This is a genomic window from Rhizobiaceae bacterium (assembly GCA_023953845.1).
In the GTDB taxonomy this organism is placed as follows: domain Bacteria; phylum Pseudomonadota; class Alphaproteobacteria; order Rhizobiales; family Rhizobiaceae; genus Arvimicrobium.
Genome location: JAMLJC010000001.1, coordinates 892,131 through 916,557, shown reverse-complemented (window position 1 = coordinate 916,557; position 24,427 = coordinate 892,131). Strand labels below are relative to the sequence as shown.

The window sequence follows — 24,427 nt, the reverse complement described above, 5'->3', positions numbered from 1 at the left end:
GCGCATGGCCGGCGAGCCTCACGCGACCTGACGGACGGCGCGGGCGTTGGCGATGTCGCGGGCGCGGCGGGCGAAGGCCTCGATCTCGGCCCCGGTAAAACCCTCATTGGCGAGGGCATCCTCGTCGACGACCCGGCCCGTGGCGCGGATGTCGAGCATGACGGCGGCCATCCGCTCGACGGTGGCCGGCTTCCGGAAAGGATGTGACATGGTTCAGCTCCATCGCGGGATTGCGATGGGCGTTTTCGTACAAGATGTACGATTTCAGGTCAAGTACGTTTTGTACGATTGCTATTGAAAGTCGTACTTTACATAAACGTTAATCCGAAGGTCGTACCCATAGTCGGGGTGTGGTTCGATCGAGCAGAATTCGCCATACAGCCGATCTTCCTCATCTGTCTCCTGACCAACTTTCCACGCCATGCCCTTTGAGAGATAGCCCAGCAAGGCGGACTTCTTGCGCCCGTCTGGCTGAATCCACTTGCCAAGCACCTTGATGGCGTAGCTGTCGAAGGCGTTGCCCGGATCACGCTGAAGCCGGATGCCGATGTGCTCTTCAAGCAGATCAAACGAGGCCGCCTCCATCGCTGCCTCGTAGAAGTCACGACAATTCTCAATGTGGTGCTGTACGCCCACGACAAGCGTGTCTTCGATTAATAGATCGAGATCGAGATAATCCATGATGCCCTCCCAAGCTTCCGCTCGGGAGTGTAAATCAACTCTACCGGGTGTCCATATTTACTAGAGGTCGGTGATAACTCTGCGAACACGACCGAAGACGTACAGGTCATCTGCAATTGCAATCGACATGTGGTCTGGGTTTGTGGAGAAGGGTTGCATCATCTCGGGATTGCGCTTGTAGCGCTTGAAAGTCGCTGCACCGCCGCCCTGTTGGAACACATAGTATCTGCCGTCCAATAGTCTATCATCTGCGCGATTGACTATAATGGTCGATCCGTCCGGAGCGACCCGATTCATCGAATCGCCGTCCACACCAAGCGCTATCCAGTCTCCCGCCGGCAGGTCGGCCACCTGCACCCATCGCTCAATGTCGGCGGCTGTGACGCCTGGCTGCTCCCGAAGATTGCTTGCGCTGACCCATGAAAGCACCGGGATACGATAGAGGCCAGGAAATTCCAAATCGCTCCTGTCGCCGTAGAGAATCCAACCGGCTTCGACGCCGAAATGCCGAGCGTATTTTTCGGCAGCCTTGCGAGATATGGTCCGATTGCCATTTTCATGGCTCGTCAGCGTGTTTTGATTGATGTCGCGGAAGGCGCGCGACGCATCAGCCGGATTCTTGAAGCCGGCCTTGGCTCTTGCTAATTGAAGCCGCTCTCTCGGTTGCTGTCTCATTCGTACATTTTGGCCGATTTCCATCGTCCAAGGTGTACGATGTTGGCTTGACCCGACGTCGTACGTATTGTACGAAATCGTCGCCATGACAGAACCATGCTCCATAACTGACCTCATTGACGCGTGGCCGACAATCGTCGAGTTCGCTGCTGATGTTGGGTGCGGTTACGAGGCGGCGCGGCAGATGCGTCGCCGCGGAAAGATCGCTCCGGAGCACTGGCAGGCTGTTATCCATGCGGCGGAACGCCGTGGAATTACCGGCGTGACATACGCGTGGCTCGCGCACCGAAGATTATCGTCTTCAGCAGGAGCCGCCGCATGAGCGTCCGCGCCGCCTCCCGTTTCCAGCATTCCGCGCAACGCGCCGCGCTGGCGCATCGTCTTTTCCCCGAAGTCCCTGCTGCCGCAACGATCCCCTGCGGACGGGACACGGCCGGCGGCGACAACTCCTCCGCGCCGCCGGCCGTCCATTCCGCCGATTCGCCGGCCACCTTCGACGTCACGCTGTCGGCAGATCTGCTGCTGACGCTGCGCATGGCCGCGGCGGCCGAACAGATCGGCGTCGGCGAGGCGCTGCGCCGGGCCATCGCCTGCTATGCGGACGGCCTCGGCCTGCAGGTGCTCGCCACGGCGCTCGACCTCGATCCGGAACTGGCGATGGAGTTCCGCCAGCGCGCCGGGCTCAGCCGTTTCAAGGGAGCAAGTGTCACATGAGCCTCGCGCGCCGCATCGCTCGCGCTGCTCGCTGGCGCTCCGGGTGGGCGGGCCACAAGGCCCGACGCCTGCCTTTTCGATTGCACGCCTGCGGCGGCGCGGCAGGGCTTGCGGCCTTCGGCCGTTTCTTTCGTTTTCCATGCGGTCCCCCGTGAGGAAAGTGACCGCCGCACAGTGAATCGCCAGACCTTTTCCCGCCACGGGAAAACGACGCCGGATTTCCCGGCGCGGGAATGCTTTTGCGCCTTGAGAGGAGGCCTCGATGATCGAATTCACGGAGCGCGTCGAGCGCAAGCTGCGCAACGCGCAGGCCGAACTGGTGGCCGAGGCCGGCGTCGGCAAGGTGATGGACATCACCAACAAGTCAAAATCCGTCGTCTACCGATGGGGCGACGCCGACGCGCCGGACCTCATGTCGCTGCCGGAGGCGATGCGCGTTGAGGGCTATGTGCGCAGGCCGGTGGTTTCGCTCGCCATGGTGGATTTCCTCGGCTGCGAGATCTCCGGCGCTCCCGCGCGAGAGACCGTCGCCGGCTCGCTCTCCATGCATGCGGCCGAGCTGGTCGAGCATGTCGGCCGGCTGGTCGTGGAGGTGGCGCGGGCGAAGTCCGACGGCGTGCTCACCATTGCGGAAGCAACCCGGCTGCTCGACCTGCTGGCGAACGCCGAGCGGATCATGCCGGTCATCAAGGACTCGCTTGTCGCCGTCCAGGTCGGCGGACCACTCAAGGTCGTGGGGGCCGGCTGATATGGCACACCCGAATTCGGCCTATTCGGAGATCGAGCGGGCGGCGATCGGCGGATGGCTGATGGACGGCCTTTCCGCCAGCCGCATCGCGCGGGAGTTCTGCCAGAAGTTTCGTTATGTCTCGCGGAACGCCATCATCGGGGTGATCCATCGCGATGCGGACCTTTCGCGGATCGGGTTCGCGGCGAAGCGCCCCGGCCCCGCCGCGCGCTCGCCGAAGGACGGACGCGGCAAGGTGCAGAAGGTGGTCGCGGCGCGGGTGCGCAAGGCGGCTGCGCCGAAGATCCGCGATCCGAACCCGAAAGCATTGCCGGCGCCGCCGAAGGCGTTTTCGCTGCCGGAGCCGAAACCCTTCGTAAACTTCGCCGCCTATGACGCCGGCTCGCGCCGGCTGCCGCTGGTCGATCTCGACCGGCATGACTGCCGCTTCGCCGTGAACGACGCCGCCCCGGGCGAGGAGCATCTGTTCTGCGGGCATGCGATAGCGCCCGGTTCTCCATACTGCCCGCACCATACCGCCCGCGCTTTCAATGGCGTCGTCTCGGAGGCGATGCGTCGCGGCGACATCTTCCGGCAGCGGAGGATCGCATGACCTTCAAGCTTCAGGAAAACATGCAGATCGGCATCCGCGTCACGGCGCGGACGCATGCCGCGCTGGCGAAGCGGGCGACGGAGATGGGCGTCTCGACAACGGGCTACGCCAAGCTGCTGTTCGAAGCGGGCTTTGCCGCGAGGGTCGGGCAGGAGAGGGCCGAGCCTTCGGCCGACGCCGAACTGGACGATCAGGTGCGGCTCGTCTTCGCGCTCGCCGGACAGGGCAGCACCGCCGCGATCAGCAAGGCGACCGGCGTGCCGGAACCGCGCGTTGTACGCATCCTCGACGCATGGAGGCAGGCGTCGGCTGGCCGCGCGCCCTCCGCCGCGGCCGCGCCGGCGTCGACGACTGGCGCACAAAGCCCGCCGTCCGGCGGGCGTCCGGACTTTCCGGCCGCGCTGATCGGGAAACTGTGGGCGGAGGGACTGACGGCGAAGGCCATCGCCGCCCGCATCGGCAAGCCGGTCAGCTCGCTCGAAATGTGGATGACCAACCACCGCGACATCTGCCCGAAACGGAGGAATTCATGAGCCTCGAACAGGATACGGCCGGGATCGCCCTCGATCCGGCCGATCTCGATCTGGCGGCCGATGCGGCTGTTGAAAAGAAACTCTCCGGCAAATGGGCGCGGGTCAACACGCGACAGAACCTCGACGCGCTGCATGCCCGGCTGACCGATGGCCGGCTGCAATGGGAAGCCGAGATCGCGGCGGCGCGCACGGATTGCGCAAGGGCGGTGCGGGCGGCCGAGGCTGATCGCGACGAACGGATAGCCGCCGCGCGCGAGCAATTGCGCGAGATCGACGAGGTGAGCGCGGCGATCGACCCGTGCCGCCGCCGGCTGGCGGAGGCACAGAACTGATGCTCTCCCGCCGCGCTTTCCTGCTCTCCGCCTCGGCCACGGCGCTCGCCGCGGCCATGCCCGCGTCGCTGAACGCTGCCGCCCCTGTCGCTGCCGGTGTCGACCTCTCGACGAAGCCGGACATGCTTGCCTATGCCGTCGGCACGCCGGGCGAATGGGACTGGCAGGCGATCAGGGCCTCGTCGCCGGAAGAGGCGTTCCGCGAGTGGGTCTGGTCGCGCTGGGGCGATGACGAGGACGCACCGGTCTTCGATCCCGATTTCGTCGAGCGCGTCGAGCAGTGGGACTCCCTGACCAGGATCAGTCCCGCCGACTGGCTCGACATCGGTTTAGGCCACCACTGCGAGCGCTGCGGCTACGAAACCCATCGCGACGCCGGCGCGCGCGTCGTCGCCGGCGAGGTTGTCTGTGAGGAATGCCTGACCTTTGCCGACCGCGTGGCGATCGATCCCGACGACGTCGTCGAGGATATCGCAAACCGCATCGCCGACGAGGGCGAGGCGGAGACGCGCGACTGGCTCGAACGCCAGAAGGCCAGCATTCCCGAAGAACTGTGGCAGCGGGCGGTACGGGAGGCGCAGAACTGATGCTGTCGCGCGGTACGCTTCGTAGATTTTACGGCTCGGCCGCCTGGCGCGATCTGAAGGGTGCCGCGCTGTACCTCAAGGGTCGCCGATGCGCGCTCTGCGGGCGGACCGACCGTCCATTTCATGTCGACCATATTGTGCCGGCCCGTGTCGCCTGGGCGGCTCGGCTGAGCATGGCGAACCTTCAGGTGCTGTGCGTGCCCTGCCACGGCGGGAAGAAGCGGCGCAGCGAAAATGCCAAATGGAGACGCCGGAAATGACAGTACATGTCGACCCACATGACTATGGCTTGCTGGGCCAGCAGATATTCAATGATTTCATTGCTGCGCGCGGCGAGACTGCCCGTGAAAAAGTCGACCGCGTACTCCACGATCGCGGCTGGGATGAACTGATCGAATCCATCCCGGACCCGGAATGCGTCGAGGCGATCAAATTCGCGTTCGAACGATTAGCGGTGTCCCCACGAAAACTGGGCGGCAAATCTGCGGACATCATCGAGCGAGAGCGTCGTCAAAAGGATGTCGAAGCGTTCGCCCGCAGCGGCCATGTCGGGGATCTGCTCGGCGACAGAATCGTCGGTCTCTCCACCGAGGAACTGAGGAAGCATCTCCCAAGCGAGGTGTATTGGGTCGAAGCGCTTGGCCGCCACGTGCCGCGCGAGGAACTGGCCGAAAATCTCACTGCGCTTCAGGAGATTCGCGCGAAGACCTGGCGGTCGTGGCGAGCATCACAGGACGTTTCCGACGCATGGAATGTCGAACTGGCGATCCTCGATGAACTCATTGCCCGGTGCCGCAAATGAATGCGCCCGCCGTCATGCGGAAGCAGGCGGACATCGCGCTCGTCGTTGAGCGCGCCCGCGGCCTGCTGACGGAAGGCGATGTGATGGCGGCGCGCATGCTTGCCTCCGGCGCGTACGATCAGGCGAAGGCGGCGGCCAGCTTCGCGAAGCGGTTTCAGGCCGGAACCGAGCTTATCGGCAAGGCGCATCAGTTGCAGGGCGATGCTCTCTGGATCGAGACGCAGGCAAAGGTGCGGCTGGCCGATGAGTACGACGCGGCGCAGGAAAGGGGCGAGATCAAGAAAACGGGGAACCCCAATTCTTCCAGAACAGAAGAATTGCCCGGCGCCGCCGATATCGGCCTCTCCCACAAGGACATCCACGAAGCCCGCAAGCTGCGCGATGCCGAGCGCCGCGAGCCGGGGATCGTCGAGCGCGCCATAGCGGCGCGGCTTGCCGCGGGGCTGGAGCCCAGCCGCGCGAACCTGCGCGCCGCCGTCGGCACCGCGACCGCGACGAAGGAAGAGCGCGGCCACAATCTCTACGAGACGCCGCCGGAGGCGATGCGCGTGCTTCTGGCATGGATGCGCTTCGCGCCGAACGTCTGGGAACCGGCCTGCGGCAGGGGCGCGATCTCGCGCGAGATGGAAGCTGCGGGCTACGACGTCTCGCTCTCCGATCTTGTCGACTACGGCACGGCGACGAAGCACGGCGAGTGCCAGGACGTCGCTGATTTCCTCACGACCGAGGCGCGTCCGGACAGGCCCGATATCGTCACCAATCCGCCCTATGGCGGAACGCTCAACGCTTTCGTCGCGCATGCGCTGCGTGTGCATCGCCCGCGAAAAATGGCGCTGCTGCTCAACCTCAATTTCCTCGCCGGCTTCGACGATCCCGATCGCTGCTTCGCCATGGACGAGCATCCGCCCTGCCGCGTGATCGTGTTCACGCGCCGTCTGCCGATGATGCACCGCGACGGATGGGACGGGCCGGAGGCCTCCAGCCGGATGAACTGTGCATGGTTCGTCTGGGAACTGGACGAGGCTACCGACAGCTACGATGCCGGCGGCAAGCGCGACACGCTGCTGCTGCGCGTCGACTGGAAGACATTCGAGAACACGGCTCCCTGCGGGCCGCTGGAACCCCAGGCGAAAGCCTCCGAGGACAACGGTGCGACTGGATCGGACAGCGAGGTTCCGACCGACAGCATGGCGGGAGAGGCGAGTAGGGTCGATGCCGGCCGGACGGCATCTGCAACGTCTGAGAGAATGGACGCGCCGGGCGGAGAGAGTGCCGCAACCTTCTCATTCCCGATCACATGGCATCAGCCTTATGAAGGCGGCCGTCTGCTCGCAAAATCCGGAGAGATCGAACTCGGCGCGGTGTTTCCGGACGGGGACACGGGGCGGTGCACATGGTGCTTCTGGCTTGGCAGAAGCGCGGCGCCGCCGCACAAGCACGCGCGCACCGTCGAGGCCGGAAAAAAGGCGCTGACGAAGGAATGGCGCGGCTTTCTCGGCCGCGCCGGACTGGCGGTGGCCGCATGAGCCCGATCCGCAAAGAGGTCACCATCGGCGACTGCCGGCTTATTCTGGGCGATTGCCTGACGCGCCCTGACTTCTCCCCCGCCATGCTGTCGTTGTTCCTGCGCGCGCGGGCGCATTTCGCGCATGAGAACCGCGACGCCGAAGGCGCGCAGAAGGGAAAGCATCCGGCCTGCTGCGGCTTTCAGGCCACGGCGAAGCGCGAGAAAGCCATATGGCGAAAGCTCGCCCGCGTGACCCATGCCGAGATGGAATTCGCATGGATGGGGCGGCTGCTGTCGCCGGTGCCACGCGCCCGCCTGTGGGGCGTGCTCGGCCATGTTCCGGGCGACTACGGCGTCCTGCTCACCCATGGCGGACAGGAGCGCGCCGATGGCTGACTTCGATCACGACGCCTTCGCCGAAGCCTTCGAGGCCCGCCTGTCGGCCATCGGCTACACGGCCGACCGGGCCGTGCAGAAGTGGCCGGACACCGACAAGGCCATGATCAGCCGCGCCCGCAACGGCAAGCCGCTGTCGTCCGGCAACATGCTGCTGCTCTGCCAGATGGCGGGCCTCGACCCCTTCGCCTTCCTGATGGTGAAACACAAACGGCGCGTGACACGAAAAACCATTCTGAAACAGATGGTTACAGTGCCTGTCACCCGTGAAACAGAATCGTCAACCTCACGCGGCGCACCGGAGGCTTCGCCTCCAGCCGCTCCGGCGGGGCGCGGCATGAGCCGCGACGCCCGGTCGGGCTTGCGGCCTTCGGCCGAAAGGAACCAGCCATGACGGAACCGAGCCGATCCGTGCTCATCCCGGCGCGCGCCGGGCAGTGGATGCAGACATTCACCGGCCGCCGTTTCTGGCCTCTCGACCCACGCCCGGAAGACATCCATGTCGAGGATATCGCGCACGCGCTCTCGCTCCAGTGCCGCTACGCCGGCCACTGTGTGAACTTCTACTCGGTCGCCGAGCACAGCGTGCTGCTCGCGGAGCATGTGGCCGATCCGTTCAAGCGCTGGGCGTTGCTGCATGACGCGAGCGAGGCTTACCTCGTCGACATACCGCGACCGGTGAAGGGCGATCTCGCCAACTATCGCGAGATAGAGACGCGGGTGATGGCCGCCGTCTGCGAGCGCTTCGGCCTACCGCCCGACATGCCGGACGAGGTCGCCGAAGCGGATTTCCGCATCATCGGCGACGAGCGCCGCAACCTTTCCGCCTGCGAGGCGGCATGGATCGACCCTCCTGAACCGCTCGGCCTCCAGCTGAAGCTCCTGTCGCCGCGAGATGCGGAAAACGCCTTCATCGTCGCGTTCGAGAGGCTGTTCGCATGAAAGCCTCCGATCTCGGCAGCGCACAGCGTCTGCTCGAACAGCTTGCCACGACGCGCGGCATGCTCGGGCGGCTCGAATCCGGCGCGGCGATCTCCCTCGTCGTCGGCGAGGGGAGTGACGCCAGCGCGCTCCACCTGTCGGCGAAATATGTCGACGGCCTGAGGCGCGACATTGTCGGCAGCCTGCAACAGCGCGAGCGGCAGATCATCAGCCAGCTTTCCGCGCTCGGCGTGGAGCCGGACTGATGTCGGCCCTGCGAAAACCGTCATCCGCGCCGCCCGATCGCCCGGCGCGCGTGCATGTCAGCTTCCCGATGACGCTGTCGGGCCGCCTGCGCATGCTGGCGGCGGAGCGCCGCGAACATACGGAAGCAATGATCGTGGCGCTGGTCGACTATGTGGAGGCGCACGGTCTCGCCGACGACATGCTGGACGCCATGCGCGGGGAAGCTCGGCCGGGGCAGGGGCGCATCACGGCGGGTGGCGAGACGCTGACGCACAACCAGGCGGCGGTCCTCTTCCTCGTCGGCGAGAACACGGAGGCGGACGGCGTGTGCCGGCTGTCGCTGGACAAGCTCTCCCTGCTGACCGGGCGCGGGCATAGCGCGGTCGGCAACGCGGTCGCCGCCCTCGTCCGCTTCAGGATGATCGAGCGGGACGTGGCGGCCGGACGGGGCAAGCTGCGCGCCTGTCGCATGACCGCTGCGGGGCATGTCGCATGGCACGATCTGGCGAGGGGCGAATGACGGACGGTCAGCAACTCGCCGCCATCCGCACCGACCTTGCCGCCATCGCGCCCGGAAAGTGGCAGCGCGCCGCCGATGCCGACGGCGAGTTCGTCGAGGCGATGGGCGATATGGGCGAGATCGTGCCGATCTGCCGCATCCATCCCATCGCGAGCGATGCGGAGCGTCGTTTCCTTGCGGCTGCACCGGACATGGTGCGCTTCCTTCTGGCGCTGGTCGACCGCGCCACCGACACCGTGCGCCGCCTGCGCGCGCCGGCCGAAGACCGTGAGACCGGCGACGCGGATTCCTCGCGCGAGACGAAGGATCGCCACGGCCTTCGCGGCAAGGACTATGCGGCGCAGGCCGCGATGCAATGCGCGTCACCGGCCTTCCTGCGCTTCCTCGCCGACCGGCACGGGCTGGAGCCGCCGCTCACCGAAGGGCGCGCGGCGCAAAAGGTGCGTTCGCTCTGCGGCGTGACCAGCCGGCGGGAATTCAACGACGGCGACGCCGCCGCGGCGCGCTGGAAAAGCCTCATGGCGGAGTTCGAGAACTGGAAGAGGGCGGGATGAAGCCGGAAGAAGTCAAATTCCTGTCGGATGGCATTGTTGACCTGCTTCCCGACGATCCGAAATTGGCGCTGGCGGTGCTCGCGATCACCTATGCCAACGTGATCGTCGCCACGGAATGCGCCGAAGCGGAGGCGCATGAGGCCTTGCGCCGCGCTCTGGCGCAGATGCGATGTGCCGACAGGTCGCGGCCAGCGGCAACGGGTGCGGCATGAACGGCCTGTTTCCATTCGAATCGCAGGCCGATTTTCCGCCGATGATCGTCGACAGCTTCGCCGGGGGCGGCGGAGCCTCGACCGGCATCGAGATGGCGCTCGGCCGCTCGCCGGACATCGCCATCAACCACAATCCGGCGGCGCTCGCCCTGCATGCGGCCAACCATCCCGACACACTGCACCTTTCGGAAAACGTCTGGCAGGTCGACCCGCTCGACTACGTGAAGGGCCGGCATGTCGGCCTCGCCTGGTTCTCGCCCGACTGCAAGCACTTCTCCAAGGCCAAGGGCGGCAAGCCGGTGGAGCGCAACATCCGCGATCTCGCCTGGGTCGTCGTGCTGTGGGCCGAGCGCGTGCGGCCCGACGTGATCCTGCTCGAAAACGTCGAGGAATTCAGCGACTGGGGGCCGCTGCGCGAGGAGGAGCGCGGCGGCAAAGTGGTGCTGATGCCCGATCCGGACAAGCGCGGCGCGACCTTCGCCAAATGGGCGAAGCAGCTGCGGAAGCTCGGATACCGGCTTGAGCATCGCGAGTTGCGCGCCTGCGACTACGGCGCGCCGACGATCCGCAAGCGGCTCTTCCTCGTCGCCCGCTGCGACGGCCAGAAGATCGTGTGGCCGAAGCCGACGCATGCGCCATTGCGCGTGAATAGCGATGGCATCGTTACCGCATGGGCCAAAGGCCATGGCCTGACACTGAAGGATTTGCAGGGTCTGAAGCCGTATCGCACGGCTGCCGAGATCATCGACTGGTCATTGCCATGCCCGTCGATCTTCGACACGTCGGACGAAGTGTTCGCCAGACATGGCCTGCGCGCCGTGCGGCCTCTGGCATCCGCCACGATGAGCCGGGTCGCGCGCGGAGTGAAGCGCTACGTGCTGGACGCGAAGCGGCCGTTTCTCGTCAACCTGACGCATGGCGAAGTCTCGCCATCGGGTGTGAAGCGCTGGGGCAAAGGCCATCGCTCGATTGATGATCCGCTATCAGTCGTCACGGCTGGCGGCATCAATCACGCGGTGATCGCGCCGTCGCTGATACAAACCGGATATGGCGAGCGGGAAGGACAGGCGCCTCGCGCGCTCGATATAGAAAAGCCTCTCGGCACTGTGGTTGCCGGTGGCGTCAAGCATGCAGTTGTCGTCCCGTCGCTTGTCGGCTGCGGGGGAAGGGCAGGGCAGAGCCGCCCGCGCGGCGGCGACGAGCCAGTCGCCACGATGACGGCCAAGGCCGACGTCTGTGTCACGGCGGCGTTTCTGGCGCAGCACAACAACGATTCGCGTCGCGTTGGCGGGGTCAATCCCGGTCGTCCGGCCGAGGAGCCGATCTCCACCATCACGCAGGCGCCGCAGCAGGCCCTCGTCTCGGCCTTCATGTTGCGCCAGTTCGGGCAGTCGGTCGGACATGGAATGGACGAGCCGGCGCATACGGCGACGGCCGACGTGAACAAATCCGCGGTCATCGTGCCGCACCTGATAACCATGCGCAACGCCGCGAAGCCGTTCAACGGAGCGGACGAGCCGACGCATACGGTGACGGCGGGCGGCGCGGGGCTTTGCGTCGTCGCGCCCTTCTTCCAGACATACTACGGCACGGGCGACGGGCAGCGCGCAGACGAGCCGTCGCGGACCATCACCGTGAAGGATCGCCTCGGCTTGTGCGAGGGTGAGCTTCAGCCGCCTCCGTTGACCGGCGCGCAGCTCGACCGGGCGCGAGAGGTGGCTGCCTTCCTGCGTGGACACGGATTCTGGGACGAGCGCGAGTTCGTCACGGTCGACCTGGACGGCGAGTTCTGGACCATCGTCGACATCGGCATGCGCATGCTGACCCCGCGCGAGCTGTTTTCCGCGCAGGGCTTCCCGCCAGACTATGTCATCGACGTCGAGCATGACGGACGGCCGCTGTCGAAATCCGACCAGATCGCCTGCTGCGGCAATTCCATCTGCCCGCCGCTCGCCGCCGCCCTTGTCGCGGCCAATTGCGGCCATCTGGCCGCGTACCGGGAGGTGGCGGAATGAGCTGGCGCGCATCCGCATGGACGAAAGAGCAGCGGCTGGGCTCTTGCGTCAGCCTACCGGCAAATTTTGCCGGTAGGGTTCTGCCGATATCCGCCAATTGCCGGCGGACAGCCGCATTCCTACCGGCAGATATTGCCGGAAGGTGCGCCACATGAGCGCGTTCCTCCTCGGAATAGGCTTTCGCGCCGACATGGGCACCTGCGTGCGCAAGCTCGTGCTGCTCAAGCTCATCGACGCCTGCGAGGATGACGGCAGCCGCATCTTCCCGGCGATGTCGACCGTCGCGCGCGCGGCGCAATGCTCGACGAGGCAGGTCCAGCGCGAGCTGAAGGCGTTTCTCGACGTCGGGCTGATCCGTCTTGTTCGCGAGGGCGGCAAGGGGCCGCGCTCGACGAACGAATATGCGCTCGACATCGACCTGCTGCAGCGCCTCGGCAGGGAAGGCTGGGCGGCGCTCTGTGATGACGCCGAAAATAAGGGTGACACGGTGTCACCCTTAGACGAAGGCGAAAAGGGTGACACCGACGACGCGGTAAGGGTGACACCGGAGACGGAAAAGGGTGACAAGCTTTGTCACCCAACCCCTCCAGACTCCTCCATAGACCCCTCCAGAGAGAGAGGGCGCGAGCGCGAGGAAACGGAAGACCCGAAAAAGATCGATGCCGACGGCTGGGCGCTGCTGAAGGACTGGCCGGGCTTCGCCGGCATGCCGAAGGAACCGGCGCTCCGCGTCTGGCGCTCGCTGTCCGCAGAGGATCGCGCCGAGGCGGCGAGGCTCTTCCCGCACTGGCTGGCGCTGCTGAAGGCGCAGCGCAAGAGCCATGTGCCGGCGCCGTCGACCTATTTCGGGCAAAGGCTGTGGACGGAAGTCCCCGAACCGAAGGCCGATCCGGAGAAGCCTGTCTATGCGCCGGCCTTCGGGCCGGTATGGGGCGCGATCCGCATGGCCGATCTGGCGACCGGGCCGAAGGCGGCGACGCCGCTGAAGCCGTGGGAGGAACGCGCCATCGCCGAAGGCGCGTTGGATCGCGAACGCACCGAGCGCGAGAAGCGGCGGCGCATGGGCTGGCCGAAGGTCAACGCCATGGACGCGGCGGCGGAGACGCGCGGCGTCGGCGTTACCGCGCCTAAACCGGACGAGGTGGCGCTCGGCGCGCTGATGGAGCCGGTGCCGGTCGGATCGCCGCTGCTGGCGGAATGGCGGGCCGAATTCGAGCGGCAGGGCTGGCCGTGGCTTCCCGATCCCGGCCGCATGCCGGTGATCTACTTTCCGGCAGGCGGGCCGGCGGCGTTGGGCGAATTCGAGGCGGCGATAGCAGCGGCAAAAGAGGGTCAACCGGATGCTGGCGGTGCATGTGAAGCGGCCGAGTGATAGCAATCCCCGCTGGGTATCCGAACGCTATATTGCGCGTTCGTCGTCCGAGATCGCGATGATCGGGTGGCTCCGGGCGCAAGCGCGCGACCGCAGGCCCGATGGTATCAGAGGCGGCCCGTTCTGGTATCTCGTGTCGGTGCGGCCCGGCAGCGAGACGGAAGTGGCATGGCGCATGCTCAAGGACAGGCAGAGAGCGTTCTGTCCGCGCGAAAGAGTTGTGGAAAAGAATCCAAATGGAAAGGGCAATCGAATCGTCCGTCGGGTGATGTATCCGGGTTACGTGTTCGTGCTGCTTGCTCCGGGTGAAGTGTGCTGGGAAGGCATCCTGACCTATGCTGGCGTTGACCGGCTGGTGCCCACTAACGATCGTCCATCGCGTCTCGCCGAGCCGGAAATGGCGGAAATCATGGCGGTCACGCGCGTGCGACCGCATCGCAAATCGAAAGCGCCATCGCTATTCCTGATCGGGGATCGGGTGATGATCAAGGACGGCCCCTTCTCGTGGCATCACGGCGAGGTCGTGCGTCCCGATGACGATCGTGGCCGACTTGTCGTCGATGTGCCTGTCTTCGGTCGCGGCGTGGAGATCAGTCTGTCGCTTGACCAGGTGCAAAGACTCCGATAGCGGAATCACCTCAGAACATTCGGATCGTATCGGGGCTGCGCAGTGAGCGTGTAGGTTCCGTCGTCCGGCCCAGGACAGAGACTGCCACCCTATGTGGTCAGCATGTCCGCGATGGGGAAGATTCCTCAAATTTCAATATGTCGGGGTAGAGCAGCCCGGTAGCTCGTCAGCCTCATAAGCTGGAGGTCGGCGGTTCGAATCCGCTCCCCGCAACCAAACCGATGTCGCCATCATGAGCAGAGAGACCATGCCATGGCGGCGCTGGTACAAGACCGCGCGCTGGCAGGCGTTGAGGCTGGAGGTCTTCCTCCGCGATCTCTACCGCTGCAAGCGCTGCGGCCATGCCGACGGCAACACGTCGAACCTCGTATGCGATCACGTGAAGCCGCATCGCGGCGATGAACGGCTCTTCTGGTTGGAGAGCAACCTGCAAACCCTCTGCAAGCCCTGCCACGACGGCGAGAAGCAGCGCGAGGAGCAGGAGAGCAGGCACCGTCGCGGGGTCTGGTACTGACCGGCCAGGGGGGGGCGGGTCGAAAGTCTAGAGGGGATGGGGCCCCGGACCGGTTGGGGCTCATTCGCGGATTTTTTGTCATGGCATCCGAGAATTTCGACCTCTTCGGCAATCCTGTTCGTGAACGGTACGGGCAGCGGGGCCGCCCTCCGTATGAGCCGACCGACCGGGATCGCAACAAGATCAAGCTGTTGCTGGCGCTGGGATGGAGCACGGCGCGGATAGCGAATGGCGTCGGCATCTCGCTGGCGACCGTGAAGCGGTATTTTAGAGCCGAGCTGAAAAAGCGCGACGAGATGCGCGACCGGCTCGAAGCGCGCCGCTTCGAGATCGTCATGGACCTCGCGAACGACGGCAATGTCGGGGCGCTGAAGGAACTCAGCAAAATGCTGGAGCGCAACGACCGCATGGAGATCGAGCGCCAGATGGCGGCCAAGCCGAGCGAGCCGTCCCGTCCTGCCGAACGACCGGGCAAGAAGGCGATAGACGAACAGCGCGCCATGGCCGCCGACGCAGACCTGATGGCCGAGCTGGAAGCCGAAGCAGCGCAGAATGTCACCCACTGACGCCCTTCCTCGCTTCGCCTGCCCGGACTGGTGGGAGCGACTTCAAGCCGGCCAGACGCCCATGGCGGAGGTTCCGCTCAACGAGGAAAAGGCCGCCCGGGCGCTCGCGTTCTTCAACCGGCTGCGGCTGCCGGACGTCCCTGGCAATCCTCCGCTCGCGGAAGCCTGCGGCGACTGGTTCCGGGAAATCCTGTGCGCGTTCCTCGCAAGCGAGGATCCGGACACCAGACAGCGGCTCGTCTGGGAACTGTTGTGCATGGTGCCGAAGAAGAACTCGAAGACGACTTATGTCGCCGCGCTCGGCCTGACAGCCCTCTTCCTTGAAGAGGCGCCGAACCGGCAGATGCTGATCGTGGCCCCGAGCCAGAACATCTCCGAACGCGGATTCGACCAGGCGCAAGGCATGATCCGGCTCGATCCACGCCTCGATGCCATCTTCAGGGTGCAGGATCACATCAAGTGCATCACACGGAGAAAAACCGGCACGAAGCTGGATGTGAAGACCTTCGACACCGCGATCGTCACGGGCGAGATTCCGATCCTGACGATCGTCGACGAACTGCACGAACTCGGCAAGAAGGCGAAAGCCGCCGCCGTCATGCAGCAGATTCGCGGCGGCGGCATCACGAAGCAGGGCGGCCAACTGCTGATGATCACGACGCAGTCGGATGAGCAGCCTGCCGGCATATGGCGCACGGAACTGAAGAAGGCGCGCCAGATCCGCGACGGCGTCGGCGGCTCGAATCCCATCCTGTTGCCGGTGCTCTACGAGTTTCCCGAGAAGCTGCAGCGCAACGAGGAGTTCTGGCGCGACCAGCGCAACTGGCCTCTTATCCTGCCGAACAACAATCGCTCGATCGATCCGCAGCGCCTCGCCGACGACTACGAAAACAACGGCAAGGCGACCAAGGAAGCCGAACTGATCTGGACGAGTCAGCATCTCAACATCGAAATCGGCGTAGGCATCGGAAGCGACAGCTGGCGCGGCGCGGATTACTGGCCGGATCGGGCAGACAGTACACTGTCGCTGGAGGAGCTGATCAAGCGGTCGGAGGTGGCGACGGTCGGCATCGACGGCGGCGGGCTCGACGATCTCCTCGGCCTGGCGGTAATCGGGCGCGAGATGGGAACGCGGCAATGGCTGGTGTGGAACCATGCCTTCGCGCATCCGAAAGTGCTGGAAATCCGGAAGGACATCGCGGCGAAGCTGCTGGATTTCGAGGCGGAAGGATCGCTCACCTTCTGCGAGGTGCCTGACGACGTCGCCCGCATGGCCGATTTCGTGCAGCAGGTGCTGGGAGCCGGCCTGCTTCCTGACAAGAACGCCGTCGGCTTCGATCCGAACAATATCGGCACGATCGTTGAGGAACTGGCGTCCCGCGGCATAACGGAGCCGATGTTCCGGCGCCTCGCACAAGGTCCGGCTCTCGCGCCCGCCCTGTGGGGACTCGAACGGAAACTAAGCGATGGCACCGTGTCGCATTCCGGCCTCGGACTGATGAACTGGGTCATGGGCAACGCCAAGGTCGAGATGAAGGGCAACAGCGCCATGATCACGAAGCAGGTCTCGGGCCGCGCCAAGATCGACCCGCTGATCGCGTCGTTCTGCGCCGCCATCCTGATGAGCTGGAATCCCGCGGCTCGCGGCGTGTCCTTCTGGGAAGCGGCATAGGACTAGGATCGTATGGGCTTCTGGACGAGACTATTCGGAGGCGAGCAGAAGAGCGCTACGCTGGGCGAGTTGCATCGGCTGAATTTCGGGACGGGGCGCGAAGCGTCGTCCGGAGTGATCGTGACGACGCAGGCGGCTCTGGAAGTGTCGACCGTGCTGGCCTGCTGCCGCGTGATTTCCGAGGGCGTCGCACAGGTCCCGTGGCATGTCTATCAGGAGAAGGATGGCCGGAAGCGGATTGTTTCCGGGGGACTCGACAACCTTCTCTATCGTCGGCCGAACGCATGGCAGACCAGCTTCGAGTTTCGCGAGACCTTGATGTTCCACGTCATCCTGACAGGGAACGCCTATGTTTTCGTCAATCGCGTCGGGCCGGAACGGGAGATCAGGGAACTGATCCCGATCGAGCCGAAGCAGGTCGACGTCAAGCAGAATCGCGATATGTCGCTGGAGTACCGCGTCACGTCGGCGCTGACCGGAGAGCAGAAGCTTTTTGCGGCCGACGCGATCTGGCATCTGCGCGGTCCGTCGTGGAATTCGTGGCTCGGCCTGGACGCCGTGAAGCTTGCGCGCAACGCGATCGGGCTGTCGTCGACGCTGGAGCAGGGGCAGGCCGAATTCCAGAAGAACGGAGCGCGTTCGTCAGGGATTCTGGCTGTCGAGGGTAATTTGAACGCCGATCAATACGAGCAGCTGTCGAAGTGGCTCGACCGTCATCAGGTCGGCGGCGACCGATCGGGAAAACCGCTGATCGTCGATCATGCCGCGAAGTTCCATACGCTCAACGCCTCCAGCGTCGATCAGCAGCTCCTCGAAACGCGCAAGCACCAGATAGAGGAGATCTGTCGCGAGTTCCGGGTCTTCCCTCAGATGGTCGGCCATGCCGGAGACCAGACGCCGACATTCGCCAGCGCCGAGCAGTTCTTTCTCGCACACGTCGTTCATACGCTGATGCCCTGGTATCAACGTACCGAGCAGTCCGCCGACGTCAACCTGCTCACTGATGACCAGCGGCGCGCCGGCTTCTACACCAAACTCAATCCCAATGCCCTCATGCGCGGCGCTGCGAAGGATCGGGCAGAATACTACGCGAAAGGGCTCGGTTCCGGCGGCTCGAAGGGCTGGCTGACGCAGAACGATGTCCGGGGCCTTGAAGAGATGGAGCTGAGCGCCGAGCCGGAAGCCGACAAGCTGCCTCAGCCCATCGCGAAGCCCGCCAATCCTTCGGAGAAACCAGCATGAAGCAGGACCTCTTCTTCGCACCGCTGGAAGTGAAGTTCGCCGACGGCGACACCGCGATCGGCACCTTTTCCGGCTATGGCGCGGTGTTCGGCAATGTCGACGCCTATGGCGACGTCATCCTGAAAGGGGCGTTTCGGGAAACGCTGAAGGAGTGGAAAAAGCAAAAGCGCTTGCCGCCCATGCTCGTCCAGCATGGCGGCTGGGGGATGGGGGATATGGACGGGCTCGCCATCGGCAAGTGGACGTCGATGGAGGAGGACGATACCGGGCTCGCCGTCGAGGGAAAGCTGATCGCGCTTGATACGGAGCGGGGCAAGGTCATCCACTCCGCCATGCGCGAGCGCGTGCTCGACGGCCTGAGCATCGGTTACCGGGCCAAGGAATTCGAACTCGGCACAAAACCGACCGAGCCGCGCCGGACGCTGAAAAAGATCGATCTTTTCGAGGTTTCGGTTGTCCAGATGCCGGCCAACAGCGCCGCCCGCGTGGCGCAGGTGAAGTCGGGCGGGATCAGGACCATACGTGAATTCGAGGAGTTCCTGCGGGATGCAGGCGGCTTCTCGCATGCCGCCGCCAAGGCAATCGCGGCCGGCGGCTTCAAGGCTGCGGACCCTCGGGATGAGGCCAATGCTGACATCGCGGCGCTGATCCGCCGCAACATCGCAACGCTCTCCCGTTCACCGCAATAGAGGAGGTCCATATGGACCCGGAACTGAAGAAACTGCTCGAAGAGCAGGGCGCTACCTTTGACGCCTTCAAGAAGGCAAATGACGAAATGCAGGCCGAGATCAAGAAGCTCGGCAGTGCGGACACCGTGACCTCCGAAAAGGTCGAGAAGCTGAACGCCGCTCTGGACAAGCTTCAGGACGAGGCAAAGAAGCGCGCCGACGAAATCGAGACAAAGCTGAACCGTGTGGCGCTCGGCGGCGACGGCGTCGCCGACAAGGATGAGCGCAAGGCCGCCGAAAAATTCTCGGCAGAGCGCGGCGAGCAGATCGATCTTGAGGGCTATCGCGCCTACAAGGCCGGGTTCGTGGCTTACATGCGCAAAGGCGAACGCCTGACCGCCGAAGAGCGCAAGGCCATGTCGGTCGGCTCCGATCCCGATGGCGGCTATACCGTCGTTCCCGACGTCTCCGGCCGCATGGTGAAGCGCGTCTACGAAACCACGCCGATGCGGCAGGTCGCGTCGGTTGTCACGATCGGCACCGACCGACTCGAAGGCTTCAACGACCTCGGTGAGGGCGTGGCCGGATGGGTCGGGGAGACGCAGGCGCGGCCGGCGACGGCGACGCCGCAGCTCGGCAAGTGGGAGATCCCGGTGCATGAGCTCTATGCGTTTCCGCAGGTCACGCAGAAGCTGCTCGACGATTCGATGTTCGACATCGAAGCCTGGCTGGCGGACAAGGCGTCCGACAAGTTCGCGCGGACCGAGAATGCCGCTTTTCTCACCGGCGACGGCATTCTGAAGCCGCGCGGCATCCTCTCCTATCCGACTGCCGCCACCGCCGATGCGAGCCGTGCCTGGGGGACTTTCCAGCACATTCTCACCGGCACCGACGGCAGCTTCGGCACGACCACGAACGGCACCGACAAGCTGATCGACCTCGTCTATTCGCTCAAGGCGCAGTATCGCCAGAACGCGAACTTCATGGCGTCGAGGGCGACGGTGGGCGCCGTGCGCAAGCTGAAGGACGGTCAGGGCAATTATGCCTGGCAGCCATCCCTCTCCGCGCTCTCGGGCGGCACCATCCTCGGCTTCAACGTTGTCGAGGGCGAGGATATGCCTGCGGTCGCCGCTGACAGCCTCTCGATCGGCTTCGGAGACTTCCGCGAGACATACCAGATCGTCGATCGCATCGGCATCCGTGTGTTGCGCGACGCGCTCACCAACAAGCCCTATGTCGGCTTCTACACGACGAAGCGCGTCGGCGGCGCGGCCATCAATTTCGAATCGCTGAAGTTCCTGAAGTTCGGCGACTGATCTTTCGCATGTGCCATGGCCGGCATCTTCGGTGCCGGCCTCCTGCCAGAAACCAATCTCAGAAGGAACTGCGGAGATGCACAAGCTATCCGATAATCTCGAATACCGCGTGGTCGGCGCCCCTGTCGCGGCTGCCAACAATACTGACAGCAACTCCTCGCGCATCGACATGGCGGACTATGAGTCCGTGATGTTTCTCGCCACCGTCACCGACAGCACCGCGACCGGTGTTGCGACCCTCAAGATCGAGCAGAACGACGCCGACAGCGACAGCGGCATGGAGGAAATCACCGGCACGGCCGTCTCTTCCACGAGCGCCACGAACGACGACATCAACGACAAGACGCTTGTGTCGGAGGTGTTTCGGCCGTCGAAGCGGTATGTCCAGGCCGTGCGCGTCTCCGCAACCGCGAATATCGCCTTCGGTTCGGTGATCGCCATCCTGAAGCCTCGTCGCAAGCCGGCGGCGCAGGGGGCGACGGTTCTCGGTTCGGCTTCTGCAGCGAACTGACCCGATGCGCGTCCGCGTCATCACGCCCCCGACGCCGATCGTGACGCCGGCGGATATTGCCGGCGATCACGGGCCTACGGATTCCGCCGTGGCGGCGCTGATCGCCGCCGTGACGGAGGATATCGATGGGCCAGGAGGATGGCTCGGACGCGCGCTAGGCCCTCAGGTGCTGGAGATCGTCGCAGGCTGCTTTTCGGAGATCGCCTGCCGCGGCGTGATCCGCCTGCCTTACCCGCCGCTGATCAAGGTGGAATCAGTCAAGTATCTCGACGTTGCCGGCGTCGAGCAGACGCTCGATGCTGGCGTCTATCGCGTCAACGAGACCTCGCTGATGCTCAAGCCCGGCGAAAGCTGGCCTTCGGCCGGCGCGTTTCCCGACGCGGTGCGGGTGCGCTTCAAGGCCGGCTACAACGGCACGGCCGGCGCGGGCGCGGGCGAGGCGCAGACCGGCATCGTGCCGGAGCGCGCCCGGCAGGCGATCATCCTGTCGGTGCAGCACCTGAAATCGCTCGGCGCGGAAAGCCTTTATCTGAGGGCCGATGAGGTCGAGGGAATCGGCCGGCAGGAATTCACGCTTTCGGAGACGGCGAACAAGGTCGTGACCGCGTCTTGCGAGCGTCTGCTTTCGACGCTGCGGATCTACACGCTATGACGCCCGCCGCCGCGATCAAGAGCCTCGACCGGCAACTGGCGCTGCACGGTTCGGCGCTCGTCCTGAAGCGCGGGACCAATCCGGCCGCGCCGGCCGCCAGCGTCACGGTCAAGGGCTTCGAGGGACGGGAAGTCCCGAAGGAACTCGTCGGCGCGGCGAAGCAGGGCGACAGCGTCATCATCACGTCGCCGACGGCGCTCGGCGCGTTCGGAGAGCCGAAGGCGGGCGACTGGTGCGACTTCGCGGGGCGGACGCAGAGCGTGATCTTCGCGCGCCGGCGGCTGGTCGCCGATACTCTCGTGCGGCTCGAACTTCTGGTGCGCGGCTGATGGCGCGGTTCGAGACATTCGACCGGGACCTGCGTCTCGCCATTGCGGACGTCGAGCCCGACCGGATCAACGCCGCGCTGGCGAAGTTCGCGCGCGAGGAGCTGGAGCGGGTCATCCAGCGCGGAGAAGGAAGCCCTGCTTACAGGCGCTATGTCAATCGCATCGAGGGCGCACCGGAAACGAGCGTCAGGGCGCCGGGTCCGATCCTCTACGAATTCGTGTGGTGGAAGCCGGTGATCCTGTTCGCGCTGGCGGAACTCGGCAAGCGCAGCCCGCGCAAGAGCGGCCGCTTCGCATCGTCCTTCATCGTCATCAGCGGCGGCAAGATCATTCTCGACTTCGACGATATTGCGGCCGAGGCGGAGATCGTCATCACGAATTTCCAGCCCTATGTCCGCAAGGCGGAGGCCGGCCTTCTGAACGTGCCGCGCCGCCGCATCTTCGACGGCACCAAGAGGATGATCAACAGCCGCTACAGCGAGGTCGTGACGGCGGAAACGCGCTTCCTCAACATTGCGCAGGGCGTGCATCCGGCGATTCCCTACATCCTGAAGGGCGGCGCGCCGCTTCGCGCGGCCTCGCGGTCGGCCCGGTCGAGCGCTTTCCGCGCCGGCCGCCGCTTCCTGGCCCCGCGCAAGGATACCGCCGCCGGACAGGCGCTCACCTATCCCTCCATCGTGCTCAACCTGAACCGCTGATCCATGTCGAGCCCTGCGGCCTTCACCGGCATCGAGACCTATCTCCGGACGAACTGGACGGCGACGCCGATCCATTTCGAGAACGAGCCGTGGAACCTCGCCGCATCGCCCGCGCACTTCCTCTATGTCGAAATGTTCGGCGACTTCTACGATCAGGCGTCGATCGGCGCCGATCCGCAGGACGCGAACCTCTTCCGCGAAAACGGTCAGGTCTACGTCCATGTCATGACGCTGCGCGGCATCGGCACCGGGCAGGCGCGGACCTACGCCAAGCAGATCGTCGATCTCTTCAGGGGCAATGAAGAGGCGGGCGTCCGGCCGCGCGGCATGTCGATCGGCGCGAGCGAGCCCGGCGAGCAGGACGGGAATTACTTCAGGCTCACCGTGACAATCGATTGGGAAAGGGATGACTGATGGCCATCGTCGCACAAGCCTTCAACACGCTTCGTCGCCGGTGGGTGGCGGGCGAGCCTGTCACCGAGGACGACGACCTGACGCCTCACACCTTCGATGATCTCGCCGAGCGCGGTTTCATCGAGCGGCCCAAACAGGCGGCACGGGAGCCGTCGCCGAAGAAGCCCAGGAAGTAGCTCCCGCCTCCACCTTCAACGCCTGCCTGACCGTCCAGCGCATGTCTGGCGGCTCTTTCGCCATGGAGAAAAGACATGACTGATTCCAATCGCCTTCGCCTCACCGCCATCAGGGAAACGACGCTCGGCGTCACGCCGTCGCCCACGCCGCGGATGCGCACCGCACGCATTCTCAGCGAGACACTGGCCTATTCGCCGACGTTCGTGGATTCTGAAGAGCTGCGCGACGATCGCATGAATTCCGATCCGATCAAGGTCAACGAGACGGTCGGCGGCGCGATCCAGTTCGAGTTCTCGTATCCGGTCGACAACAGCGTCGCCAGCGAGTTCCTTCGTTCACTCGCCTACAATCCATGGTCGAACACGCCGACGCGCGACAATGATGGCGTTGCCGACAGTGCGATCACCGATGTCACGGCGTCGAGCGATACCTACACCGTCACGTCTGGCGCTGCCTTCGCCGAGGGGCAGCTCGTGCGCGCGACCGGTTTTGGCGTCGCCGGCAACAATGGCGTGTTCCGTGCGCAATCGGGCTCCGGCGCGACCGCTGTCGTCGCACCTTCCTCGCCGGGTCTTGCCGACGAGGCCGCTCCGGCCGCCGCCGCCCGCCTGAAGGTCGTCGGCTTCGAGGGCGCTTCCGGCGACATCACGGCGCTCGCCGATGGCCTCGGGTCGACGTCGCTCGACTTCACCACGCTTGGCATCGTGCCGGGCATGTGGGTGAAGATCGGCGGCGCGGCTGACGCCAGCACCTTCGCGTTTCTGGTGTCTGCCGGCGCGGCCGCCCGAAGCGGCGCATGGGCGCGCGTCGTGGCGGTAGCTGCCACAAAGCTGACGCTCGACAACCTGCCTTCCGGTTGGACGACGGACAGCGGCACGTCGAAGACCATCCGCGTCTTCTTCGGCGATCAGATAAAGAATGGCGTCACCCGCTCTTCGCTGACCATCGAGAAAGGGTTCATGGGGCAGGCCGTGCCGACCTATGTCGCCATGCGCGGCATGGTGGTCGGTCAAGGTGATTTCAACATCACGACCGAGCAGAAGATCACCGGCAGCTTCACCCTGCAAGGCACGACGGGCTCGCAGGACACGACGTCTCTCGACGCCACCCCGGACGCGGCCCCGGGCAATCCGATCATGGCGGCGAACGTCAATGTCGGCCGGATCGCGGAATCCGGCGTCGCCATGTCGGCGCCGAACTGGGTCCGGAGCCTGACGATCAGCATCAACAACAACCTGCGGGCGATCACTGCGGCGGACAGCATGGGCTCCGTCGACATAGGCGCGGGCGAGGTCGCGGTGACCGGGACGCTGGAGACCTATTTCGGGTCGAATGCGCTCTACGCGAAGCTGCTCGCCGGCACGGTCGGCAACATCAACTCCCGCGTCGTGAAGGACGGTCAGGCCGTCGTCTTCGCGGTGCCTCGCGCGACGTTCACCGGCGGCAATCCATCTGCCGGCGGCAAGAATCAGGACGTCATGCTGCCGATGGAGTTCCGGGCGTCGAAGGACACGCTGACCGCCGGACATTTCATCATCGACCGTCTCGAATACGTCGAGGCGTGACCGCCGTTCCGCCGACACGGAACGAGTTACGCGCGTAAGTGCGGCGGCGTTGTCGGACGTCGCCGCAT

At 65.0% G+C, this 24,427-nt stretch carries 35 protein-coding genes and 1 tRNA gene; 33 read left to right on the top strand and 3 right to left on the bottom strand.

Annotated elements, in window-relative coordinates; translation table 11 throughout:
- Positions 1 to 18 precede the first annotated feature (18 nt).
- The 3 genes from M9955_04555 to M9955_04545 all read right to left on the bottom strand — a co-directional run bounded on the left by M9955_04555 (position 19) and on the right by M9955_04545 (position 1,443).
- The gene (locus M9955_04555; protein MCO5080913.1) at positions 19 to 210 is read right to left on the bottom strand and encodes a hypothetical protein; all 192 of its coding nucleotides are present in this window, start codon (positions 208 to 210) and stop codon (positions 19 to 21) included.
- Between the two features lie 81 nt (positions 211 to 291).
- Complete coding sequence (locus M9955_04550) at positions 292 to 681, bottom strand: hypothetical protein (GenBank protein ID MCO5080912.1); 390 nt, start codon at positions 679 to 681, stop codon at positions 292 to 294.
- A gap of 60 nt (positions 682 to 741) precedes the next feature.
- A complete protein-coding gene (locus M9955_04545; protein ID MCO5080911.1) occupies positions 742 to 1,443 on the bottom strand; it encodes a transcriptional regulator in 702 nt (233 codons plus the stop codon).
- A gap of 231 nt (positions 1,444 to 1,674) precedes the next feature.
- On the opposite strand from M9955_04545, the gene M9955_04540 reads away from it, so the two are divergent.
- The 33 genes from M9955_04540 to M9955_04380 all read left to right on the top strand — a co-directional run bounded on the left by M9955_04540 (position 1,675) and on the right by M9955_04380 (position 24,359).
- Positions 1,675 to 2,070, top strand: coding sequence for a hypothetical protein (locus M9955_04540; GenBank protein ID MCO5080910.1), 396 nt, complete (start codon positions 1,675 to 1,677; stop codon positions 2,068 to 2,070).
- A gap of 262 nt (positions 2,071 to 2,332) precedes the next feature.
- Positions 2,333 to 2,818 (top strand): hypothetical protein, encoded by a 486-nt coding sequence (locus M9955_04535; protein ID MCO5080909.1) that lies wholly within the window; start codon positions 2,333 to 2,335, stop codon positions 2,816 to 2,818.
- Between the two features lie 61 nt (positions 2,819 to 2,879).
- Positions 2,880 to 3,410 carry a GcrA family cell cycle regulator gene (locus tag M9955_04530; protein ID MCO5080908.1) on the top strand — a complete coding sequence of 177 codons (531 nt, stop codon included), beginning with the start codon at positions 2,880 to 2,882 and terminating at the stop codon, positions 3,408 to 3,410.
- Positions 3,407 to 3,943 carry a hypothetical protein gene (locus M9955_04525; protein ID MCO5080907.1) on the top strand — a complete coding sequence of 179 codons (537 nt, stop codon included), beginning with the start codon at positions 3,407 to 3,409 and terminating at the stop codon, positions 3,941 to 3,943. The genes M9955_04530 and M9955_04525 overlap by 4 nt, the downstream gene beginning before the upstream one ends.
- A complete protein-coding gene (locus tag M9955_04520; protein ID MCO5080906.1) occupies positions 3,940 to 4,275 on the top strand; it encodes a hypothetical protein in 336 nt (111 codons plus the stop codon). Before M9955_04525 ends, M9955_04520 begins: the two co-directional genes overlap by 4 nt.
- The gene (locus tag M9955_04515; protein MCO5080905.1) at positions 4,275 to 4,862 is read left to right on the top strand and encodes a hypothetical protein; all 588 of its coding nucleotides are present in this window, start codon (positions 4,275 to 4,277) and stop codon (positions 4,860 to 4,862) included. Before M9955_04520 ends, M9955_04515 begins: the two co-directional genes overlap by 1 nt.
- The gene (locus tag M9955_04510) at positions 4,862 to 5,122 is read left to right on the top strand and encodes an HNH endonuclease (protein ID MCO5080904.1); all 261 of its coding nucleotides are present in this window, start codon (positions 4,862 to 4,864) and stop codon (positions 5,120 to 5,122) included. Before M9955_04515 ends, M9955_04510 begins: the two co-directional genes overlap by 1 nt.
- Entirely contained in the window at positions 5,119 to 5,664 is a 546-nt protein-coding gene (locus M9955_04505) for a hypothetical protein (protein ID MCO5080903.1), read from the top strand. Before M9955_04510 ends, M9955_04505 begins: the two co-directional genes overlap by 4 nt.
- Complete coding sequence (locus M9955_04500) at positions 5,661 to 7,190, top strand: SAM-dependent methyltransferase (GenBank protein MCO5080902.1); 1,530 nt, start codon at positions 5,661 to 5,663, stop codon at positions 7,188 to 7,190. The genes M9955_04505 and M9955_04500 overlap by 4 nt, the downstream gene beginning before the upstream one ends.
- The gene (locus M9955_04495) at positions 7,187 to 7,567 is read left to right on the top strand and encodes a hypothetical protein (GenBank protein MCO5080901.1); all 381 of its coding nucleotides are present in this window, start codon (positions 7,187 to 7,189) and stop codon (positions 7,565 to 7,567) included. Before M9955_04500 ends, M9955_04495 begins: the two co-directional genes overlap by 4 nt.
- On the top strand, positions 7,560 to 7,961 hold the full coding sequence (locus tag M9955_04490) for a hypothetical protein (protein MCO5080900.1): 402 nt from the start codon (positions 7,560 to 7,562) through the stop codon (positions 7,959 to 7,961). Before M9955_04495 ends, M9955_04490 begins: the two co-directional genes overlap by 8 nt.
- Positions 7,958 to 8,509, top strand: a complete 552-nt coding sequence (locus tag M9955_04485; protein MCO5080899.1) for a phosphohydrolase — start codon at positions 7,958 to 7,960, stop codon at positions 8,507 to 8,509. The genes M9955_04490 and M9955_04485 overlap by 4 nt, the downstream gene beginning before the upstream one ends.
- Positions 8,506 to 8,754 (top strand): hypothetical protein, encoded by a 249-nt coding sequence (locus M9955_04480; protein ID MCO5080898.1) that lies wholly within the window; start codon positions 8,506 to 8,508, stop codon positions 8,752 to 8,754. Before M9955_04485 ends, M9955_04480 begins: the two co-directional genes overlap by 4 nt.
- Positions 8,754 to 9,254: a hypothetical protein gene (locus M9955_04475; GenBank protein MCO5080897.1), complete on the top strand. Its 501-nt coding sequence runs from the start codon at positions 8,754 to 8,756 to the stop codon at positions 9,252 to 9,254. Before M9955_04480 ends, M9955_04475 begins: the two co-directional genes overlap by 1 nt.
- Entirely contained in the window at positions 9,251 to 9,808 is a 558-nt protein-coding gene (locus tag M9955_04470; GenBank protein ID MCO5080896.1) for a hypothetical protein, read from the top strand. The genes M9955_04475 and M9955_04470 overlap by 4 nt, the downstream gene beginning before the upstream one ends.
- A complete protein-coding gene (locus M9955_04465; protein MCO5080895.1) occupies positions 9,805 to 10,020 on the top strand; it encodes a hypothetical protein in 216 nt (71 codons plus the stop codon). Before M9955_04470 ends, M9955_04465 begins: the two co-directional genes overlap by 4 nt.
- Entirely contained in the window at positions 10,017 to 12,035 is a 2,019-nt protein-coding gene (locus M9955_04460; GenBank protein ID MCO5080894.1) for a DNA cytosine methyltransferase, read from the top strand. Before M9955_04465 ends, M9955_04460 begins: the two co-directional genes overlap by 4 nt.
- A 151-nt stretch (positions 12,036 to 12,186) precedes the next feature.
- Positions 12,187 to 13,407 (top strand): helix-turn-helix domain-containing protein, encoded by a 1,221-nt coding sequence (locus M9955_04455; protein MCO5080893.1) that lies wholly within the window; start codon positions 12,187 to 12,189, stop codon positions 13,405 to 13,407.
- The gene (locus M9955_04450) at positions 13,376 to 14,035 is read left to right on the top strand and encodes a hypothetical protein (GenBank protein ID MCO5080892.1); all 660 of its coding nucleotides are present in this window, start codon (positions 13,376 to 13,378) and stop codon (positions 14,033 to 14,035) included. The genes M9955_04455 and M9955_04450 overlap by 32 nt, the downstream gene beginning before the upstream one ends.
- Before the next feature lie 138 nt (positions 14,036 to 14,173).
- Positions 14,174 to 14,251 (top strand) — tRNA-Met (locus M9955_04445).
- Between the two features lie 16 nt (positions 14,252 to 14,267).
- A complete protein-coding gene (locus tag M9955_04440) occupies positions 14,268 to 14,549 on the top strand; it encodes an HNH endonuclease (GenBank protein MCO5080891.1) in 282 nt (93 codons plus the stop codon).
- A gap of 80 nt (positions 14,550 to 14,629) precedes the next feature.
- Complete coding sequence (locus tag M9955_04435) at positions 14,630 to 15,115, top strand: hypothetical protein (protein MCO5080890.1); 486 nt, start codon at positions 14,630 to 14,632, stop codon at positions 15,113 to 15,115.
- A complete protein-coding gene (locus M9955_04430) occupies positions 15,102 to 16,787 on the top strand; it encodes a terminase large subunit (GenBank protein MCO5080889.1) in 1,686 nt (561 codons plus the stop codon). The genes M9955_04435 and M9955_04430 overlap by 14 nt, the downstream gene beginning before the upstream one ends.
- A 12-nt stretch (positions 16,788 to 16,799) precedes the next feature.
- Positions 16,800 to 18,029, top strand: a complete 1,230-nt coding sequence (locus M9955_04425; protein MCO5080888.1) for a phage portal protein — start codon at positions 16,800 to 16,802, stop codon at positions 18,027 to 18,029.
- Positions 18,026 to 18,718, top strand: a complete 693-nt coding sequence (locus M9955_04420; protein ID MCO5080887.1) for an HK97 family phage prohead protease — start codon at positions 18,026 to 18,028, stop codon at positions 18,716 to 18,718. The genes M9955_04425 and M9955_04420 overlap by 4 nt, the downstream gene beginning before the upstream one ends.
- Before the next feature lie 11 nt (positions 18,719 to 18,729).
- Positions 18,730 to 20,013 (top strand): phage major capsid protein, encoded by a 1,284-nt coding sequence (locus tag M9955_04415; protein ID MCO5080886.1) that lies wholly within the window; start codon positions 18,730 to 18,732, stop codon positions 20,011 to 20,013.
- A gap of 76 nt (positions 20,014 to 20,089) precedes the next feature.
- On the top strand, positions 20,090 to 20,524 hold the full coding sequence (locus M9955_04410; GenBank protein MCO5080885.1) for a hypothetical protein: 435 nt from the start codon (positions 20,090 to 20,092) through the stop codon (positions 20,522 to 20,524).
- A 4-nt stretch (positions 20,525 to 20,528) separates the two neighbouring features.
- On the top strand, positions 20,529 to 21,176 hold the full coding sequence (locus M9955_04405; GenBank protein MCO5080884.1) for a hypothetical protein: 648 nt from the start codon (positions 20,529 to 20,531) through the stop codon (positions 21,174 to 21,176).
- Positions 21,173 to 21,505 (top strand): hypothetical protein, encoded by a 333-nt coding sequence (locus M9955_04400; GenBank protein ID MCO5080883.1) that lies wholly within the window; start codon positions 21,173 to 21,175, stop codon positions 21,503 to 21,505. Before M9955_04405 ends, M9955_04400 begins: the two co-directional genes overlap by 4 nt.
- Positions 21,505 to 22,203, top strand: a complete 699-nt coding sequence (locus M9955_04395; protein MCO5080882.1) for a hypothetical protein — start codon at positions 21,505 to 21,507, stop codon at positions 22,201 to 22,203. Before M9955_04400 ends, M9955_04395 begins: the two co-directional genes overlap by 1 nt.
- Before the next feature lie 3 nt (positions 22,204 to 22,206).
- Complete coding sequence (locus M9955_04390; GenBank protein ID MCO5080881.1) at positions 22,207 to 22,617, top strand: DUF4128 domain-containing protein; 411 nt, start codon at positions 22,207 to 22,209, stop codon at positions 22,615 to 22,617.
- Complete coding sequence (locus tag M9955_04385) at positions 22,617 to 22,793, top strand: hypothetical protein (protein MCO5080880.1); 177 nt, start codon at positions 22,617 to 22,619, stop codon at positions 22,791 to 22,793. Before M9955_04390 ends, M9955_04385 begins: the two co-directional genes overlap by 1 nt.
- A gap of 75 nt (positions 22,794 to 22,868) precedes the next feature.
- Positions 22,869 to 24,359, top strand: coding sequence for a phage tail tube protein (locus tag M9955_04380; protein MCO5080879.1), 1,491 nt, complete (start codon positions 22,869 to 22,871; stop codon positions 24,357 to 24,359).
- Positions 24,360 to 24,427: the final 68 nt, after the last annotated feature.